Origin of the sequence: Sphingosinicella flava (assembly GCF_016025255.1) — a bacterium.
In the GTDB taxonomy this organism is placed as follows: Bacteria; Pseudomonadota; Alphaproteobacteria; order Sphingomonadales; family Sphingomonadaceae; genus Allosphingosinicella; species Allosphingosinicella flava.
The window spans coordinates 852,051-870,061 of the sequence record NZ_CP065592.1 but is presented as its reverse complement, the minus strand read 5'-3'; the positions used below and the strand labels follow the sequence as shown (position 1 = coordinate 870,061).

Here is an 18,011-nt window from a genome sequence, read left to right as displayed (position 1 = left end):
AGATGGACCCGCCATTTGTCAGAATCGCGGGGCGCGCCCATAGTCCCGCCATGGCCTCCAACCCTTACGTCCCGCTGCGTGTCTTTTCCTGCTACACGATGCTGGACGGCGCGATCGAGCCGAAGGCGATCGCCAAGCAGGCGAAGAAGCTCGACTTGCCCGCCGTTGCCCTCACCGATCGCAACGGCCTCTATGCCGCCATGGCCTTCACCGATGCGTGCAAAGGAGAGGGCGTGCAGCCGATCATCGGCGCAATGCTCGCCGTGGCACGTCCGGGGCCTTCCGGGCCGCAGGGGCCGATGCTCGATTGGCTCGCGCTCTATGCGCAGGACACGACCGGCTACGACAATCTTTGCGCGCTTGTCTCGGCCGCCCATCTCGACCGGCCGGTTGAGGAAGATGCGCATGTCGGCTTTGCGGCCTTGGCCGGACGCACGGATGGCTTGATCGCGCTGACGGCGGGCGGGGAGGGAGGGCTTGCGCGCCTCGTTGCCGAAGAGCAGCAGGAGGCGGCGGAAGCTTATCTGACGCGGCTTGAGGGGCTGTTTCCGGGGCGCCTTTATATCGAACTGTGCCGGCGCGGCATGGAAGTGGAGCAGAAAGCGGAAGCGGGCCTCATCGACCTCGCCTATGCGCGCGATCTGCCGCTCGTGGCGACGAACCCGGCTTGCTTCGCCGACGCGCATTTCCACCAGGCGCACGACGCCATGCTGTGCATCGCCCAGTCGAGCCAGATTGACCGCGACGACCGCGTCCGCTCTTCGCCCGAAGCCTGGATGAAGCCGCCGCAGGACATGCGCGAGTTGTTCGGCGACATTCCCGAAGCGATCGACAATACGGCCGTCGTCGCCATGCGTTGCGCTGTCGGCGCGCCGAAGCGCAAACCGATCCTGCCGAGCCTTGCGGGCGATTTGGAAGGCGAAGCGGACCAGTTGCGGCGTGATGCCCGCGCGGGACTGGAGGCGCGGCTTGCGGCCTATAACGATCTCGGCGAAGAAGCGCGGCGACGTTACTTCGACCGGCTGGATTTCGAAGTGGACGTTATCGTCCGCATGGGCTTCCCCGGCTATTTCCTGATCGTCGCCGATTTCATCAAATGGGCGAAGGACAATGATATTCCGGTGGGGCCGGGGCGCGGTTCAGGCGCAGGATCCGTGGTCGCTTGGGCGCTCACCATCACCGACCTCGATCCGCTGAAACTGAACCTGCTGTTCGAACGCTTCCTCAATCCGGAACGCGTGTCGATGCCGGATTTCGACATCGACTTTTGCGAAACCCGGCGCGGCGAAGTGATCCGCTACGTCCAGCAGAAATATGGCCGCGATCAGGTCGCGCAGATCATCACTTTCGGTAAGCTGAAGGCGCGCGCCGTGTTGAAGGATACCGGGCGCGTGCTCCAGATGAGCTACGGGCAGGTGGACCGGCTGGCGAAATTGGTGCCGAACCATCCGACCGATCCCTGGACACTGGAGCGGGCGCTGAACGGCGTTTCCGAGCTTGCCGCCGAATATAAGAACGACCCGCAGGTGCGGCGCCTGTTCGATCTGGCGATGAAGCTGGAAGGCCTGCCGCGCCACAGCTCGACCCACGCGGCGGGCGTGGTGATCGGCGACCGGCGGCTCGACAAGCTCGTCCCGCTCTATCGCGACCCGCGCTCGGACATGCCGGTGACGCAGTTCGATATGAAATATGTCGAGGGTGCGGGATTGGTAAAGTTCGACTTCCTCGGTTTGAAGACGCTGTCGGTTCTGCAGAAGGCGGTGCAGATGCTGGCCAAGCGCGGGATCACCGTCGATCTCGACCGGCTCGAATGGGACGATGAGGAAGTCTACAAGCTCCTGCAACGCGGCGAGACGGTGGGCGTGTTCCAGCTGGAATCGGAGGGCATGCGCCGCACGCTCGCGGCAGTAAAGCCGACCAATTTCGAGGATATCATCGCGCTCGTCTCGCTCTACCGGCCGGGCCCGATGGACAATATTCCGATGTTCGGTGCGCGCAAGAACGGGCGGGAGCCGATCGAATATCCGCATCCGCTGCTGGAAGGGGTGCTGAAGGAAACCTACGGCATTTTCGTCTATCAGGAGCAGGTGATGCAGGCCGCGCAGGTGCTGGCCGGCTACAGCCTCGGCGAGGCAGATCTCCTCCGCCGCGCGATGGGCAAGAAGATCCAAGCGGAGATGGACGCGCAGCGCGAGCGCTTCGTCACCGGGTGCGCGGCACACCAGATCACGCCCGCTAAGGCCAATGAGCTGTTCGATTTGATCGACAAGTTCGCGGGTTACGGCTTCAACAAGAGCCACGCGGCGGCTTATGCGCTCGTCGCCTATCAAACGGCGTGGCTGAAGGCGCATCATCCGGTCGAATTCTATGCCGCGTCAATGTGCTTCGACATGCATCAGACGGACAAGCTCGCTATTTTCGTAGAGGATATGCGGCGGCTGGAGGTGCCGTTCCTGCCCCCCTGCATCAACGCCAGCGAGGCTGAATTCTCGGTCGAAGCGGCGGGTGAGGGCCATGCCGTCCGCTACGCCCTCGGCGCGCTGAAAGGGGTTGGCGAGAAGGCGATGGAGCAGCTTTGCGCCGAACGCGATGCTGCCGGACCTTATCAGGATCTCGACGATTTCGCGGCGCGGATCGATCCTCGCTTGCTCAACCGGCGGCAACTCGAAAGCCTCGCGGGCGCTGGGGCGTTCGATGCGATCGCGCGCGACCGGGCGATGGCCTTCGGCGCGGCTGAAACCCTGCTGGCCGCCGCCGCCAGTGCCGCCGACGCGCGGATCAGCGGGCAGGGCGGGCTGTTCGGCGAAGGCGCGGCGAACGTCGTGCCGATCCGCATGCCCTCCCCGCAGGGGTGGAGTCTCGCCGAGCGCATGGCGCAGGAGAAGGAGGCTTTCGGTTTCTATTTCTCCGCCCATCCGGTCGACAATTACCGCCATCTTGCCGACGGGCACGGGGCGAAGACCTTCGCGCAGATTTCAGCTCTGCCCGCACCCGCTGAGGGCGGCCGGTCGGCGGCTGTCATGGCAGGATTGATCGAGGAGGCGCGCTGGCGGACGTCGGCCAAAGGACGCCGCTATATGATGGGCACGGCGTCGGATTCGTCGGGGCAATTTCAGTTCACTGTGTTCGACGATGCAGTGGCGGCTCAGATCGAAGAGGCGGCGAAGGCGGGCGGATGCGGTCTCCTGAACGTCGAGCTCGATCGGCGGCCTGGCGAGGAGACGCCGCGTATCGCCATACGGTCGATCCAGCCGTTCGAAAGCCTGTCGAAGCGCAGTCGTCTAGAGATGGAGGTGGAGGTCGACACGGCGGAGGTGCTGACGCTGTTGTCGGATACATTGGCTTCTCATCGTGAGGGTAACGGCCGCTTGATGTTGCGGCTGGCAACGGAAGGCGGGCCTGTGCTCATGCTCCTTGGCCGCGACTTCTGCCTCGATGCCGAAGTGGCGGCGCATATCGAGCGGCTGCCCGGCGTGATGGCGGTCCGCCTGATCGCCGATCAGAATCGACTGGCTCTGGTTTCGAACCAATAGATTACTGAGTTGCACCTTCGGCGATATCCTCCACTTCATTCCAGCTTTCGCTGGAATGACGAAAGAAGGCGAGACGGGCGCTTCAGAATAGCCGCATCTGCGGGCCTTCAGGAGGACGGAAGAGATCGGTCCGGAGCGATAGCTTCTCCTTGTTGAGGCCATATTTCTGGCAGGCGATTTTGAAGCGGGTTGCGAGAAGTTCCGCCCAGGGCCCCGATCCGCGCATCCGGCTGAACCAATAGGGGTCGTTGTCGCGCCCGCCGCGCAGGGACTGGATGATGCTCATCACCTTGCCCGCCCGGTCCGGGAAGTGCTCGTCGAGCCAGGCGCGGAACAGGGGCGAGACCTCGTGCGGCAAGCGGACGGGGATGTAGAAGCAGCCGATGGCGCCCGCTTCCGCGGCGGCCTCGACGATATGTTCCAGCTCGTGATCGGTAATGCCGGGCACGACCGGCGCGATCGAGACATAGGCGGGGACGCCCGCTTCGCGCAGCGCCTTCACCGCCGCGAGCCGCTTGCGGGGCGCGGCGGCGCGGGGCTCCAGGGTGCGGGCGATCTCCGGTGTCAGGGATGTCACCGACAAAGCGACGCCGACCAGCCGCTGCGCCGCCATCGGAGCGAGAAGGTCGAGATCGCGCAGCACGCGGTCGGATTTCGTGGTGATCATCAGCGGGTGGCGGGTTTCGGCCAGCACTTCGATGATCGATCGGGTGATCCGCCATTTACCCTCGATCGGCTGATAGGGATCGGTGTTGGTGCCCATCGCCATGTTGCGCACGACGTAATTGGGTTTGGCGAGCTCCGCGCGAAGGAGGGCGGCGGCATCCGGCTTGGCGAACAGGCGGGATTCAAAATCCAGCCCCGGCGACAGGTCGTGATAAGCATGGGTCGGGCGGGCGAAACAGTAGATGCAGCCATGCTCGCAGCCGCGATAGGGATTGATCGAGCGATCGAAGCCGATGTCTGGCGAGCTGTTGCGGGTGATGATCGTCTTCGGTTTCTCGACGGTCACGGTGGTTCGGAGGGGAGGAGCGCCTTCGTCCAAATCCTCCCGCGCGTCCAGCCAGTCGCCGTCCGCCTCGCGCGTCGCAAGGCCGAAGCGGGTCGGCACCTTGTTCTCAGGCGCGCCGCGTCCGGGGCGGACTTCGTGTCTCATGACTGCAACATGCTGCAGTAATGAGAACAAAACAAGAACCTAAATTAGCGTGAGCCGTAGGAAGCTGAAGTCGCCTGTGAGTCGAGCCGGATGGCGGTAGGGCCGGAAAGGCCTGGAAATCGAGGCCACATTCCTTGTGCCAGTGCATGGCGCGAAGGGGAGTCCTTTTTTCCCGCCTGCTGCTCATAAACCCAGTAATTGCGCAGGATGATCGGCACGTAGCCACGCGTTTCCCAATAAGGGATCGACTCGATGTAAAGCAGGGGGTCGCCGCCCGCCATCTGCTGTTCGTTCCAGCGGGAAATCGGGGCAGGGCCTGCATTATAGGCGGCGATCACCTTGGGCAGCAGCCCGCCCGTGCCGCTATAGTCGCGTAAGTATTCGAGATAGGACTGGCCATATTCGACGTTCACATTGGGGTCGAACAGCATCTCGCGACTGAACGGATCGCCGCGCTTGCGGGCGATGTCGTTGGCGGTGCCGGGGACGACCTGCATCACGCCATGGGCGTTGGCAGGGCTCACCGCTTCGGTGCGAAAGCCGGATTCCTGGAGGGCATGGGCATAAGCGAGTGATGGATCGACCCGCCAGCCGCGCGCGGGACGCCATGAGGGCGCGGGATAGCGAGCGGAGAAAGCGAGGCGCTTGCCGCCCGGCACATTGTGGGCGAGCCACATCTGGGTCTGGGCGAGGTCGAGGCTGGCGGCAAGATGGAGCAGGCCTTCATGATCGGACGGGCTGATTCGCGCCTGATGGCGGATCACCTCGTCGGCCAGCCGGTTTTCGCCGATCTCGGCAAGGGCGATGGCGGTCTTCACATTGGACCGGGCAGCGATGGCGCGCCATTCGGGGTCTTTGAAATCGTGGATGCCGGGTCCGGCCGTCTTGATGCCGAGCGCGCTCGCGGCGAGCAGGCCATAGAAGGTCTCGTTCGCGCGCGCGGCGGTGCGGAGCTGGGATTGGACGCGCTCGGGACGGCCGCACTTCATGTCGGCACGTGCGGCCCAATAATGTCCGGCGGCAGCGAGTTCGGGATCACTGGAGCGGGCGGCGACGGTGGCAAAGGAGTAAGCGGCGTTGTTGCAATCCTGCATGCGCCAGGAGGCGAGGCCGTGCATCCATTCGGCCTGCAGCGCCCAATCGCCAATGCCGCGCCGGGCCTGGTCTGCGAGACGGCGGGCGGAGAGATTGTCGCCGGTGATATAATAGGACCAGCCGATGCGCTGCTGGAACTCGGTCAGCGCCTGGGGCGTGATTTCGGCGGCACGAGTGAGAAGCAACGTCTCGGCCGCGGCGGGCTGATCGTCGACGATCATCTTCTGGATGTCCGGTTCGATCATGGCGGCGACGGGATCGCCCTTGACGCTCTTTGCCCGTTCGCGGCGCGGCTGCTCGCCCGCCCAGCCGAGGCGCTGGGGCTGCGGAATGAAGGGAAGGGTGTTCGCACCCCGGCGCTCGGCGAGACGGCCGAGCTGCGCGGCCTGGGGCAGTTCGGGCGCGCGCTGGAGAAGGGCGTTCAACTGATCGAGCGAAACCTCCGGGCTTCCTTTCGCGGTGTAGAGTTCGGCGCGGGCAATGGCGTGGAGGGGCCCATCGCCCATGCCATCAAGGCGGGCGGCGGCGTCCGCCCATTGCTGGGCACGAATGGACGCGAAGACCTGACGATATTGGGCGCGCTGGTTCGTATCGAGCTGCGCGGAGGGCCGCGCATCCTGCGGCGCCATGTCCGCCAAAGCGGCGGCGGGGACGGGCAAGGCGAGGGTTGCGGCGAGCAGAAGGGTGCGGATGCGGATCATTGCGGCGGTCCTTTCATCAGCATTTGCAGGTCGGCCCAGGCATGGGCTTTGAGACGTGGGTGGGCGAGAAGCTGCGCGGGATTGAGCGTGACGAGGGCGGGAATGGGGCCGGCATGGGTCTGAACATCGTGCCAGCGCCCACGGGCCTGTGCGACGGACAGGCCGGTCAGCGCGCGCGCGCACGCGTCGCCGAACAGGAGGAGGGCTTGCGGCGCGGCAAGGCCGATATGATGGCGCGCCAGCGTCGTGCAGCGGGCGGCGTCGGGATCGGTCAGCGTGCCCGCGGGTGTGCGGAAGCAGGCAAGCGAGGCAAGATAGACGGACTGGCGGCCGCGCCCGATCGCTGCGAGCATCCGGTCGAAAAGCTGGCCCACATCGCCCGCAAGCAAGGCGCCGCTCGCGCAATCCTCCTCGGCAGGCATGTCGACCATCATCATCAGGCCGGATGCCGGATCGCCGGACGGGCAGACGCGCCGCGCGCCGGGAGTTGCAAGGGGCAAAGCGTCACTGTCGCGCAGATAGGCCTGGAACAGATCGATCTGTTCGGGGAGGGTTTCGGCGTGTGCTTTTTCGGGAGCGGCCGGAGCGGTGACGGGGGGCGTTCGCACAGGACGCAACCAGTCGCGCGGCTCGTCGCTCACCATCGTGTCGACGCCCGCTTCGATCCACCACTGCAACGCACTCATGGCGGTCGCAGGGGACAAGGTGTCGCTGCCCCGCTCCACGCCGCCATTAGGGTCAGACGGCGGCGGGCTGGTCAACCTTAAAAAGGGTGCTTATCTGCCAGTTGACGGCCATTTGCGACGACATGAGTCCGGCGCAAGGCCTTGGATACGGAGAGAATGATGTCGTCACGCGAGTCCATGGCCTATGATGTGGTGATCGTCGGGGCAGGCCCGGCGGGGCTCGCCGCCGCGATCCGCCTCAAGCAATTGGCCGAGGCCGAAGGGCGCGAGCTGTCCGTCTGCATCCTGGAAAAGGGATCGGAAGTCGGCGCGCATATCTTGTCGGGCGCGGTGATCGATCCGAAGGCGCTGGACGAGCTTCTGCCGAACTGGAAGGAGCTCGACAGTCCGCTCACAGTGCCGGTGACGGAGAACCATCACTGGTTCCTGTCCGAGACGAAGAAGCGGGAATTCCCCCACGCCTTGCTGCCGCCGTTCATGAACAACAAGGGTACCTATACCGGATCGCTCGGCAATCTCTGCCGCTGGCTCGCGGGACAGGCCGAGGCTTTGGGCGTCGAGATATTCCCCGGCTTCGCGGCGGCGGAAGTGCTCTTCAACGACGACGGATCGGTCAAGGGGGTCGCGACGGGCGACATGGGCGTTGCGCGCGACGGCACCCACAAGCCCGATTATCAGCCGGGCATGGAGCTCCACGCGCGCTACACCTTCTTCGCGGAGGGCGTGCGTGGACATCTGTCCAAGGAACTCATCCGCATCTTCAACCTCCGCGAAGGCCGGGAGCCGCAAGTCTATGCGATCGGCCTCAAGGAATTGTGGGACATTCCGGCCGACAAGCATGTGCCGGGCCGCGTCATTCACACGCAAGGCTGGCCGCTTAAGGACGAAGTAGGCGGCGGCTTCCTTTATCATCAGGACAACGGTCAGGTCGCCTTGGGCTTCGTCCTCGGCCTTGGTTACAAGAACCCCTATCTCTCGCCCTTCGAGGAATTCCAGCGCTGGAAGCAGCATCCCGCAGTGCGCGCGATCATCGAAGGCGGGCGGCGCGTCTCCTATGGCGCCCGTGCGATCAACGAGGGCGGATGGCAATCGGTGCCGAAGCTCACCTTTCCCGGCGGTGCCCTCATCGGTTGCTCGGCGGGTTTCGTGAACGTGCCACGCATCAAGGGCACGCATACCGCGATGAAATCCGGAATGCTCGCCGCCGAGGCCGCCTTCGATGCGATCAAGGCGGACCGGCAGGGCGACGAGATTTCCGCCTATCCGGAGGCCTTGGAGAAGAGCTGGGTCGCGAAGGAGCTGAGGACCGTCCGCAACGCCGAGCCCGCCGTCGCGAAGTTCGGCCCGAGGCTCGGGACGATGGTCGCGGGTCTCGACATGTGGATGCGGCATCTGGGGATCGGCTTGCCGTTCACCCTGCACCATCACCCGGACAATGAGGGGCTGCTGACCAAGGACGCGGCGAGGAGGATCGATTATCCCAAGCCCGACGGTGTGATCAGCTTCGATCGCCTGTCCTCGGTCTTCCTCTCCAACACCAATCACGAGGAAGACCAGCCGGTCCACCTGACGCTGAAGGACGCCAATGTCCCGATCGACGTCAACCTCACGCTCTACGACGCGCCGGAGCAAAGATACTGCCCGGCGGGCGTCTACGAGATCGTGGGGCAGGAGACAGGCGACCCGCGCCTGCAGATCAACGCCCAGAATTGCGTCCACTGCAAGACGTGCGACATCAAGGATCCGACGCAGAACATCAACTGGGTGGTTCCGGAAGGCGGCGGCGGCCCCAATTATCCGAACATGTAAGCAGCCCCACGTGGAGGAAATCGCTTACGCCAAGCTCAATCTCGCCCTCCACGTGCGGGCGCGGGAGCCGGACGGCTACCATCGCATCGAAACCCTCTTCGCCTTCTGCGCGGACGGCGACCGGCTGCGGGTGGAGGAAGGCGAGGGGCTAAGCCTTTCCATCACCGGCCCCTTCGCGGCAGGGCTGAGCGCGGGCGAGGACAATCTCGTTCTCCGCGCCGCCCACGCGCTGCGCGACCGCTTCGGCGTGAATACGGGTGCGCACCTGACGCTGGAAAAGAACCTCCCCGTCGCCTCCGGCATCGGCGGAGGCTCCGCCGACGCTGCCGCCGCCCTCCGCCTGCTGGCGCGGTGGTGGGATATTGCTGGTGACGCCAGCCCGAGTGCTCCTGCGAAAGCAGGAGCCCAGCCCCAGCAAAGCAACTGGGCTCCTGCTTTCGCAGGAGCACAACGGTCTCTGTACGCAGAAATCGAGGAAATCGCCCAAACCCTCGGCGCGGACGTGCCCGCCTGCCTCGCCTCCCGCACCGCGCGCGGCGATGGGCGTGGAGACCGGCTGCGGCCTGTGGACCTGGGCCTCGCCGGAACCCCGGTCCTCCTCGTCAACCCGCGCGTCGCCGTCTCTACCGCCGCGGTGTTCAAAGGCTGGGACGGCGTGGACAAGGGCCCGATGCCGGACGACCCGCGGGAAGCCCGCAACGACCTCCAACCCCCCGCCTGCGCCCTCGCCCCGGAAATTGAAACCGTCCTCGCCGCCCTCGCCGCCCAACCCGGAGCAACCTTCACCCGTATGTCAGGATCAGGCGCAACCTGCTTCGCCCTGTTCAAGGATGAAGCGGTGCGAGATGCGGCTTCGGCGTGCATTGCGTCGCTGCATCCGTATTGGTGGCGCCTTGCCATCTCGCTATTGTGAGTCTTGCGGGATAAGTTGCTGGCGCGTCGTCTTTTGATATGTTCCCTCATCTGAAGAGGAGGGGGCTATGCTGCAAGAGCTTTGGACGACCATTCAGGGTAAGGGACGAGGCCGAGCAGTCGCTCCTCTGCATGAAGAAGACGATGAAGACATCATCGTTCCTGAACTTCACCAAGCTCCGAAGCAGCCCTTAGAGGCCCTTTCCGGTTTCACCTGTATAATTGCTTACAGGAACGCGAAGGGCGTCGCCACACAGCGCCAAGTGACTTGCATTCGTCTCGAGGAGGCGGCTTCGACGAAATATCTTCGTGCTTTTTGTCACGCCCGGGCAGCCAATCGGCAATTCCGGCTAGATCGCATCGAAGCCGTGGCCGACCTTCATACCGCTGAGATTATAGCGGAAGATGGGGTAAGTTACTTTTCCCGCTTCGAAGTGACGTTTAGGCAGGAGTCGAAAATTGGCTGGGGCATAAGCGTTTCACAACGAGCGGATCTTTTGGCAGGGATGAATGCGCTCGTTTTCATGGCCCGCTGCGATAAGGATTATCATCCAACTGAGAGGGATGAGATTGAAAAATTTGTTTGCAGCTATTGGGTAAGGGAAGAGCTGCCGGGTGATCCACCGATGGAAGACATCTTGGCACATGCGGAACGGCTCTCGCCTGACCCAGAAGTGTTCTACGGATCGCTGATCAGATGTCATGAACATCCAAGATTAGCAAAAACAATTCGACGTCATATCCAAAGCGTGATCGAGGCTGATGGGTTGCTTCATGATCATGAAATTTATTGGGGAAAATCGATCGACGATTACTTTCGGTCTTTGACGGGCTAATCGTACTTTGCCTCCATCGGTTTGCGGTATTCTTCAAGCCGCAGTCTTCTTGCTCAACATCCCAACTTCATCCTCCCGTAGTGTCAGCACGTCTACCCCCGTCGCCGTCACGGCGACGGTATGCTCGAACTGTGCCGAGAGCGAGCCGTCTTTCGTGACCACCGTCCAGCCGTCCGCCTCGGTTCTGACGGCGCGGCGGCCGCGGTTGAGCATGGGTTCGATGGTGAAGGTCATGCCTTCGCGAAGGACGAGGCCGGTGCCCGGCTTTCCGAAGTGGAGGATTTGCGGGTCTTCATGCATGTCGCGGCCGATGCCGTGGCCGCAATATTCGCGGACCACGCTATAGCCGTTCTTCTTCGCGTGGCGTTCGATGGCGAAGCCGATGTCGCCGAGCCGCGCGCCGGGGCGGACCTGGGCTATGCCTTTCCACAGCGCTTCGTAGGTGGTGTGGACCAGCCTTTTGGCGGCGGGGTGGACGTCGCCCACGCAATAGGTTTTGCTGGAATCCGCGATATAGCCGTTCTTTTCCAGCGTGATGTCGAAATTGACGATGTCGCCGTCCTTCAGCACGTCCGATGCCGAGGGGACGCCGTGGCAGACCACATGATTGATCGAGCTATTGAGCACGAAGGCAAAGCCATATTGCCCCTTGCTCGCGGGGCGGGCCTGGAGATCGTCGACGATGAAGCGTTCGACGAGCGCATCGATCTCCAGCGTCGATTTGCCCGCGAGCGGAATGCGATCCAGCATTTCGAAGACGGAGGCGAGCAGACGGCCGGATTCCGCCATCAGCGCCAGTTCGTGCGGCTGCTTCGTCATGCGTCGGCAAGCGCGAGGGGTGGCGGCGAGAGGCCCGCAGCGCTCAGTTCGCGCGCGAGGATTTCGGTGAAGCTGAGCGTGGGGTTGGTTTCGCACAGCATGCCGATCTTGATCCAGTAAGCAGCCTGCGCGTTGATCGAGCGGCAGGAGACCTTGGCCGTCCGGCGCAGTTGATCGTGCAGATCGTCGTCTATGTTCACGATGCCCATGAGGGTTCCCTATATGATTCGTATATGGATCATATGCATTGTGTTTGAGCTTGAGCCAAGATGGCGGCACTCACTTCATTTCGCGGAAGACAAAATGGCCGCCGCAAGGCAGAGGAGCATCATGTTCAACCTCACTCTCGACGACGGCATTGCCCGGTTGCGGATGAACCGGCCGGAGGCGCGCAATGCGGTGCCCTTGGCGGGGTGGGGGATGCTGGAGGCGGCGCTCGGTGAGGCCGAGGAGAGCGGCGCGCGGGTGCTGGTGCTTTCCGGCGTGCCGGGCGGGGCCTTTTGCGCGGGGGCGGACATTTCGGATTTTGCGGGCTTTGCTGACGACGCGGCGGCGGCGGGCGCCTTTCGCGCGGCGATGCGGCGAGCGCTCGATCGGCTGGCGGGGCTTTCCATTCCGAGTGTCGCTGTGATCGAGGGGGCGTGTTATGGCGCGGGGGTGGCGATCGCCATGGCTTGCGACATTCGGGTCGCGGCGACCCATGCGCAGATGGCGATCACGCCCGCGAAGCTCGGCATATCATACCCCCAAGAAGACATTTACCGGCTCGTCCAGCTTGTCGGGCCGGGGCAGGCGCAACGGCTTTTGCTTTCCGCCGCTCCGGTGAGTGGGGGTGAGGCTTCCGTCATCGGCCTGGCCGAGATTGCCAGCGATTGCCCGGATGAGGCGGCGGAAGCCCTGGTCCGCAGCATTGCCTCCTTCGATCCCGAGAGCCTCGCGGCGCTGCGGCGCGGCGTCCGGTTGGCGGGCGCGGGGCAGCGGCAGGACGGGGAACAGGATCGATTGTTCGACGCCTTGATGGCATCCGAAGCGCTCGCCGCGCGCGTGGCGCTGAGGGTGAAGAAATGAGCGTGGCGGAGTTTATCGAGGGGCAGGCGGATGGCCTGCTGCTCGTCGCCGATCACGCCTCCAATCATGTGCCAGACGATATCGACCTCGGCATCGATCCCGCTCTGCTCGACGATCATATCGCGGTCGACATCGGCATCGATCCGCTTGCCCGGATCGTCGCGGCGCGGCTCGGTTGTCCGGCGATCCTGGCGCGGGTGTCGCGGCTGGTAGTCGATCTGCACCGGCACGAACATGAGCTTGCCGCCATTCCGCCGGTGAGCGACGGCCATGTCGTTCCCGGCAATACCGATCTTCACGCCGAAGGGCGGGAGGCGCGGATTGCGCGCTTCTACCGGCCCTATCATGCGCTGATCGAGGAGAAGGTCGAGGCGTTGAAGCCCGCCATGCTCTTCACCCTCCATAGCTTCACGCCCCGGCTGCGGACCGAACCCGATAAAGCGCGCCCGTGGGAAGTGGGCCTGCTCTACAACAATGACGACCGTGCGGCGCGGATCGCCATAGACCGCTTGCGCGCCCGGGGCATTCCGACCGGCGACAACGAACCCTATTCGGGCAAGCTGCTCAACGCGACGATGGATCGGCATGCGGAGAGCCGGGGGCTCCCCTATCTCGCCATCGAGGTGCGGCAGGATCTGATCCTGAAGGAAGCTGGCGTGACGCGCTGGGCCGACATTCTGGTTCCGGTCATTCGCGAAACCCATGATGCGCTCCGCTGACCCGATCCTCACCGCCGCCGAGATGCGCGCCGCGGAGGAAGCCGCCGTCGCGGCGGACACGCCCGCGCGGGCTCTGATGGAAAGAGCGGGGCAGGCGGCGGCGGCGGCGATCCGGGCCTTTGCCGGGCCCTTGCCGGCCCTGATACTGTGCGGGCCGGGCAATAATGGCGGCGACGGCTATGTGATCGCGCGGCGGCTGGCGGAGGCGGGTGTGGACGTGCGGATCGCGGTGACGGGTGACCCAGTGTCCCAGATCGCACGCGATGCCCGGGCGGCGTGGTCCGGGTCTGTCGAGCCCATCGAGGCCGCCGAGAGCGCGCCGCTGCTGATCGACGCCTTATTCGGAACAGGACTATCGAGGCCCTTGGATGCGGCGTTGAGCGGTGCCCTGCTGCGGCTGGCGGGCGAAGCGCGGGTCAAGGCGGCGGTCGACCTGCCGAGCGGCGTGGCGAGCGACGACGGCGCGATCCTGTCGCCGGTTCCGGACTTCGACATGACGGTGACCTTTGGGGCGTTGAAGCCGTCCCATCTGCTCCAGCCTGCCGCGCGGCATGTGGGGCGGATCGTGCTGGCCGATATCGGGATCGCGGCCCGGAGCAATCTTAGCCGGATCGGGCGCCCGCTCCTCAGCGCGCCGGGTCCGGACGAGCACAAATATGATCGTGGTTATGTCTCGGTCGTCGGCGGCGAAATGCCCGGCGCGGCGGCGCTGTGCGCGTCGGCGGCGATGCGGGCTGGAGCCGGCTATGTGCGGCTGATCGCCGATGCATTTGTCCCTGATGTGCCCCAGGCGGTGGTGCAATCTCCATTATGCTCCGGCGCAGGCCGGAGCCCAGCCGCGCCAAAAGGAGAAACTGGGCTCCGGCCTGCGCCGGAGCACAATGATGATGTTGCGGCCTTACTTGCCGACCCCCGCGTGAATGCTCTTCTCGCCGGGCCGGGTCTTGGGCGCTCGGGCCGCTCCAGGTCGCTTTTGCACCAAGCCATTGAAGCCCGGCACCCGCTCATTCTCGACGCCGACGCGCTGAACCTTGTCGGAGAGGATTGGGGCCTGTTTTCTGACTCCTCCGAACTGCCGATCCTCACCCCGCATGGCGGCGAATTCGCGCGGCTGTTCGGGACGCTGGCGGGGAGCAAGGTTGAGCAGGCGCGCGCCGCCGCCGTTCGCGCCAACGCCGTCATTCTTTTGAAGGGTGCGGACACCGTTGTCGCCGGGCCGGACGGGCGGGCGGCGATTTCAGCTGCTGCTCCCGCCTGGCTCGCGACGGCGGGGACGGGGGATGTGCTGGCCGGGATTGTCGCGGCGATGCGGGCGAGGGGAATGCCGCCGTTCGAGGCCGCTTGCGCCGCCGTCTGGCTGCATGGCCGGGCGGCCGAATTGGCCGGGCCGTTTCTGATCGCCGACGATCTGATCGGGCATCTGGGCGAGGCGCTTCGAGAATGTCTATGAGCGAAGAAGCGATCGTCCGCCTCGCGGCGCGCGGTGACGGCGTGACGGAAAGCGGGCGCCATGTGCCGATGACGGCACCGGGCGACCTGGTCGGCGCGGACGGGGCCGTAACGCCCGGACCGCATCATGCCGTGCCGCCCTGCCGCCATTTCCCCGAATGCGGCGGGTGCCAGCTTCAGCATATCGACGACATCGCTTTCGCCGGCTTCCTGCGCGACCGGGTGGCCTCGGCGCTGGCGGCGCAGGGGATTTTCGAAGCCGAGATCCGCTCGCCCCATATTTCGCCGCCGAGGAGCCGCCGCCGCGCCTCGCTGCGCGCGGAGAGCCGGGGCAAGACGGTCTTGCTCGGCTTCAATGCGGAGCGCAGCCACCGCATCGTCGACATGCGCGAATGCCATATCCTGCGGCCGGAATTGTTTGCCCTGGTCGCGCCGCTCCGGGCCTTGATGGGCACCTTGCTGGGGCCGCGCGGCAATGGCGGCGTGCGGCTGACGCTCTGCGATCAGGGCGTGGACGTGCTGCTCGAAAATGCCGCAGCCGACAGCCTGGCGGCGACCGAGGCGCTGGCGGCCTTCGCCGAGACGCATCGGCTGGCGCGGCTGGCGCTCGACGACGGCTACGGGCCGCAGACGCGGTGGGAACCGGAGCCGGTGACGGTCACCCTCGGCGGGGTTCCGGTGCCGTTGCCGCATGGCGCCTTCCTGCAGGCGACGGAGGAAGGCGAGGCGGCACTGGTCGCCGCGATGCGGGAAGCCGTCGGTCCCGCGCGGATCGTCGCGGACCTGTTCGCGGGGCTCGGCACCTTCGCGCTCGCATTGCCGGGCAAAACCTATGCCGCCGAAGGCGCGCGGGACGCGGCTTTGTCGCTGAAGGCGGCGGCGAACCGGGCGCAGCGGGAGGTATTCGTCGATCATCGCGACCTCTTCCGCCGCCCGCTAGACGAGAAGGAATTGGGTCGCTTCGAAGCCGTGATACTCGATCCGCCGCGCGCGGGCGCGAAGGAGCAGGTTGCTGTGCTCGCCCGGTCCGCCGCGCCGCGCGTCGCTTATATATCCTGTAACCCCTCCACCTTCGCGCGCGATGCCAGGATGTTGATCGACGGCGGCTACCGGCTCGAATGGGTGAAGCCGGTAGGGCAATTCCGCTGGTCCACGCACGCCGAATTGGCTGCCGCCTTTACGAAGTGAAGTTGATGAAATTGATGGTCCAGTGACAAAAAGCGGAATCCTGTTTCTGAAATGAGAAAGAGCGAGGGCATTGCCCTCGCTCATCCCTGGCAGAAAAAGAGTGTGTAGGAAAACCGCGCCTATGCGCGATGAAGCACGCTTATTGCCGCATGAAGCGTGAGGGCGACCAGGCAGAACGATGCGGCGGTGAACAGCAGGAAGCGATGCTGCACGACATTCGTCACTGCGTGAACGAGACTGTGGAGAATGCGCAGCCCGACATAGCCCCAGGCGAGATAGAGGTTGAGGCCGTCGCCGCTGCCCATCAGCGCCAGGGTAAGCGCGATGGCGTAGAATAAGGTGGGCTGTTCCATCAGGTGATTGTAATTGTGGGCTTTCCACTGGACGTTGTCTTCGACGACGCCGTCAAGCACGCCCGGACGGGTTCCCACCCGCCCCTTAAGGCTTATTCCCTTGCGCTTCATTGCTGGAAAGCGAGTGAAATACATCCAGAACATCATCATGAGCGACCACGCCACGAGCGCCACGACCGGCGCGAGAATGGGACTGTAGGACATCGAACGGCTCTCCCCGATTTTGCCCGAAGCTGGGGCAATCATTCCGGATACGCAAGCATCAAGACGGGCGGGAGAAATTTCAGTGATGGACGCCGGGGCATAATCGCCCGGATCGCTCGTTCGTCGATTGATGGAACGCATCCGTCGTTTAACCGTAGCGCCGCCATCCCCGCTTTCCCAAAGGAACCTTCATGTTTGGGGGGGGTCAGTGACGTCTAAACAGCTTCATTCCACGCGCCGTGACATGTTGTCGGCTTCTCTCTTGTTCCTTGCCGCATCGCCCTTGGGCGCTGCCGCGCTGAAGCAGTCTTCCCGGGACACGGGACTTCGCGATCGCATCAGGCGGCAGCTGGGGGATGGAGGTACCGCCGCGATGCAGCTTCGCAAGCTCGCTGACGAAGGGCGGCTCTCCGGCGTCGTCGCGGTCGCGTTGGATGACGAGATGCTGTTTGGCGGTGCCTATGGGATGGCGGATCGCGTCAAGAACGTGCACAATAAGCTGGATACGCGGTTCAATGTGGCGTCGGTGTCCAAGATGTTGACCGCAACGGCGGTCGCCCGCCTCGCGGAACAGAAGCGTATCTCGTTCGAAGATTCCGTCACACAGCATCTCACCGACCTGCCCGCGGAGTTCGCGCCTATTCTCGTCCATCACGTGCTGAGCCACCGGTCCGGGCTTGGCGATTATTTCAATTCTCCGCTGTGGAGCGCGAAGCTGCGGCGGGGAGGAACCACGGTTTCCTCCTATATGGAGGCCGTACGGCAGGACCGCCCTGCTTTTACTCCCGGAAGCGCCTATGCCTATAGCAATAACGGTTTCGTGCTGCTTGGCGCCTTAATCGAAAAGGTGACGGGAACCGATTATTTCACCGCCGTGGAGGATCTCGTCTACAAACCGGCGGGGATGCACCATACCGAACACCGGCTGGATACCGAAGTTCGTCCGAACGACGCCGTTTCCTACACAACGGGTTGCTTCCGGCGTCCGCCGAGTGTGTGCACGCCGGGGCCGGCGGAGGCTTTCTCGATCGGCATCCGGGGCACGCCGGCGGCTGGAGCTTATTCCACTGCTGGAGACTTGATCAAATTCGCGCATTCGTTCCGCAGCGGCAAGGTGGTCGGAAGGCCAATGCTTCAGACGATGAAGAGCTGGCACGTGGACAATCTGCCGCCTGGCGCCCCCACTCAAGGCTATGGCTACGGCCTCGGCCTCCTGCGCGTGGGTGGGCACGAGCTGTTCGGCCACAATGGCGGTACCCCCGGGGCCGGTGCCCAGATCGACATGCTGGACGATCCCGGCCTCACGATCGTCGTGCTGACGAATATCGACGCCGTGCAGCGGGAAGTTTCTGGTCTCGTGCGCAATGCGCTGTTGACGGAAGTCTGATTCAGGCGAATTGCCCCGGCGTCTTGCCATGATGCCGGGAAAATGTGCGCATGGCTCGTAGACCCAATATTTCCTGACTCGAGATAGAGAATAAAG

The 18,011-nt window shown here is 64.4% G+C and carries 15 protein-coding genes; 9 read left to right on the top strand and 6 right to left on the bottom strand.

Features of this window, described 5'->3' with window-relative positions:
- The first annotated feature begins 50 nt into the window (after window positions 1-50).
- Window positions 51-3,533 carry a DNA polymerase III subunit alpha gene (gene dnaE / locus IC614_RS04520; protein ID WP_200972695.1) on the top strand — a complete coding sequence of 1,161 codons (3,483 nt, stop codon included), beginning with the start codon at window positions 51-53 and terminating at the stop codon, window positions 3,531-3,533.
- Between the two features lie 82 nt (window positions 3,534-3,615).
- On the opposite strand, the gene IC614_RS04515 is transcribed toward dnaE, so the two are convergent.
- The 3 genes from IC614_RS04515 to IC614_RS04505 are packed head-to-tail and all read right to left on the bottom strand — an operon-like array spanning window position 3,616 to window position 7,246.
- Entirely contained in the window at window positions 3,616-4,689 is a 1,074-nt protein-coding gene (locus IC614_RS04515) for a PA0069 family radical SAM protein (protein ID WP_200972694.1), read from the bottom strand.
- Window positions 4,690-4,733: 44 nt separating this feature from the next.
- Entirely contained in the window at window positions 4,734-6,485 is a 1,752-nt protein-coding gene (locus tag IC614_RS04510) for a lytic transglycosylase domain-containing protein (RefSeq protein ID WP_200972693.1), read from the bottom strand.
- Window positions 6,482-7,246 (bottom strand): uracil-DNA glycosylase, encoded by a 765-nt coding sequence (locus IC614_RS04505; RefSeq protein ID WP_200972692.1) that lies wholly within the window; start codon window positions 7,244-7,246, stop codon window positions 6,482-6,484. The genes IC614_RS04510 and IC614_RS04505 overlap by 4 nt, the downstream gene beginning before the upstream one ends.
- A gap of 84 nt (window positions 7,247-7,330) precedes the next feature.
- On the opposite strand from IC614_RS04505, the gene IC614_RS04500 reads away from it, so the two are divergent.
- From IC614_RS04500 to IC614_RS04490, 3 genes are all read left to right on the top strand, one after another.
- The gene (locus tag IC614_RS04500) at window positions 7,331-8,980 is read left to right on the top strand and encodes an electron transfer flavoprotein-ubiquinone oxidoreductase (protein WP_200973096.1); all 1,650 of its coding nucleotides are present in this window, start codon (window positions 7,331-7,333) and stop codon (window positions 8,978-8,980) included.
- A gap of 10 nt (window positions 8,981-8,990) precedes the next feature.
- Window positions 8,991-9,893 (top strand): GHMP family kinase ATP-binding protein, encoded by a 903-nt coding sequence (locus tag IC614_RS04495; RefSeq protein ID WP_200972691.1) that lies wholly within the window; start codon window positions 8,991-8,993, stop codon window positions 9,891-9,893.
- A 67-nt stretch (window positions 9,894-9,960) separates the two neighbouring features.
- Entirely contained in the window at window positions 9,961-10,728 is a 768-nt protein-coding gene (locus IC614_RS04490) for a tellurite resistance TerB family protein (protein ID WP_200972690.1), read from the top strand.
- 33 nt (window positions 10,729-10,761) lie between these two features.
- On the opposite strand, the gene map is transcribed toward IC614_RS04490, so the two are convergent.
- Both map and IC614_RS04480 read right to left on the bottom strand, forming a co-directional pair.
- Window positions 10,762-11,547, bottom strand: coding sequence for a type I methionyl aminopeptidase (gene map, locus IC614_RS04485; protein ID WP_200972689.1), 786 nt, complete (start codon window positions 11,545-11,547; stop codon window positions 10,762-10,764).
- Window positions 11,544-11,756 (bottom strand): ParD-like family protein, encoded by a 213-nt coding sequence (locus IC614_RS04480; RefSeq protein WP_200972688.1) that lies wholly within the window; start codon window positions 11,754-11,756, stop codon window positions 11,544-11,546. Before IC614_RS04480 ends, map begins: the two co-directional genes overlap by 4 nt.
- A 121-nt stretch (window positions 11,757-11,877) precedes the next feature.
- Between IC614_RS04480 and IC614_RS04475 the strand changes: the two genes are divergently transcribed.
- From IC614_RS04475 to IC614_RS04460, 4 genes are read left to right on the top strand one after another with little or no spacing between them, the layout of a single operon-like run.
- The gene (locus tag IC614_RS04475) at window positions 11,878-12,615 is read left to right on the top strand and encodes an enoyl-CoA hydratase/isomerase family protein (RefSeq protein ID WP_200972686.1); all 738 of its coding nucleotides are present in this window, start codon (window positions 11,878-11,880) and stop codon (window positions 12,613-12,615) included.
- Window positions 12,612-13,334, top strand: a complete 723-nt coding sequence (locus tag IC614_RS04470) for an N-formylglutamate amidohydrolase (protein WP_200972683.1) — start codon at window positions 12,612-12,614, stop codon at window positions 13,332-13,334. Before IC614_RS04475 ends, IC614_RS04470 begins: the two co-directional genes overlap by 4 nt.
- Entirely contained in the window at window positions 13,318-14,784 is a 1,467-nt protein-coding gene (locus tag IC614_RS04465; protein WP_318963530.1) for an NAD(P)H-hydrate dehydratase, read from the top strand. The genes IC614_RS04470 and IC614_RS04465 overlap by 17 nt, the downstream gene beginning before the upstream one ends.
- Window positions 14,781-15,971: a class I SAM-dependent RNA methyltransferase gene (locus tag IC614_RS04460; protein ID WP_200973094.1), complete on the top strand. Its 1,191-nt coding sequence runs from the start codon at window positions 14,781-14,783 to the stop codon at window positions 15,969-15,971. Before IC614_RS04465 ends, IC614_RS04460 begins: the two co-directional genes overlap by 4 nt.
- Window positions 15,972-16,090: 119 nt before the next feature.
- Here the strand turns inward: IC614_RS04460 and IC614_RS04455 are convergent, their stop codons facing one another.
- Window positions 16,091-16,528, bottom strand: coding sequence for an MAPEG family protein (locus IC614_RS04455; RefSeq protein WP_200972681.1), 438 nt, complete (start codon window positions 16,526-16,528; stop codon window positions 16,091-16,093).
- Between the two features lie 283 nt (window positions 16,529-16,811).
- Between IC614_RS04455 and IC614_RS04450 the strand changes: the two genes are divergently transcribed.
- Window positions 16,812-17,915 (top strand): serine hydrolase domain-containing protein, encoded by a 1,104-nt coding sequence (locus tag IC614_RS04450; protein WP_200972679.1) that lies wholly within the window; start codon window positions 16,812-16,814, stop codon window positions 17,913-17,915.
- Window positions 17,916-18,011: the final 96 nt, after the last annotated feature.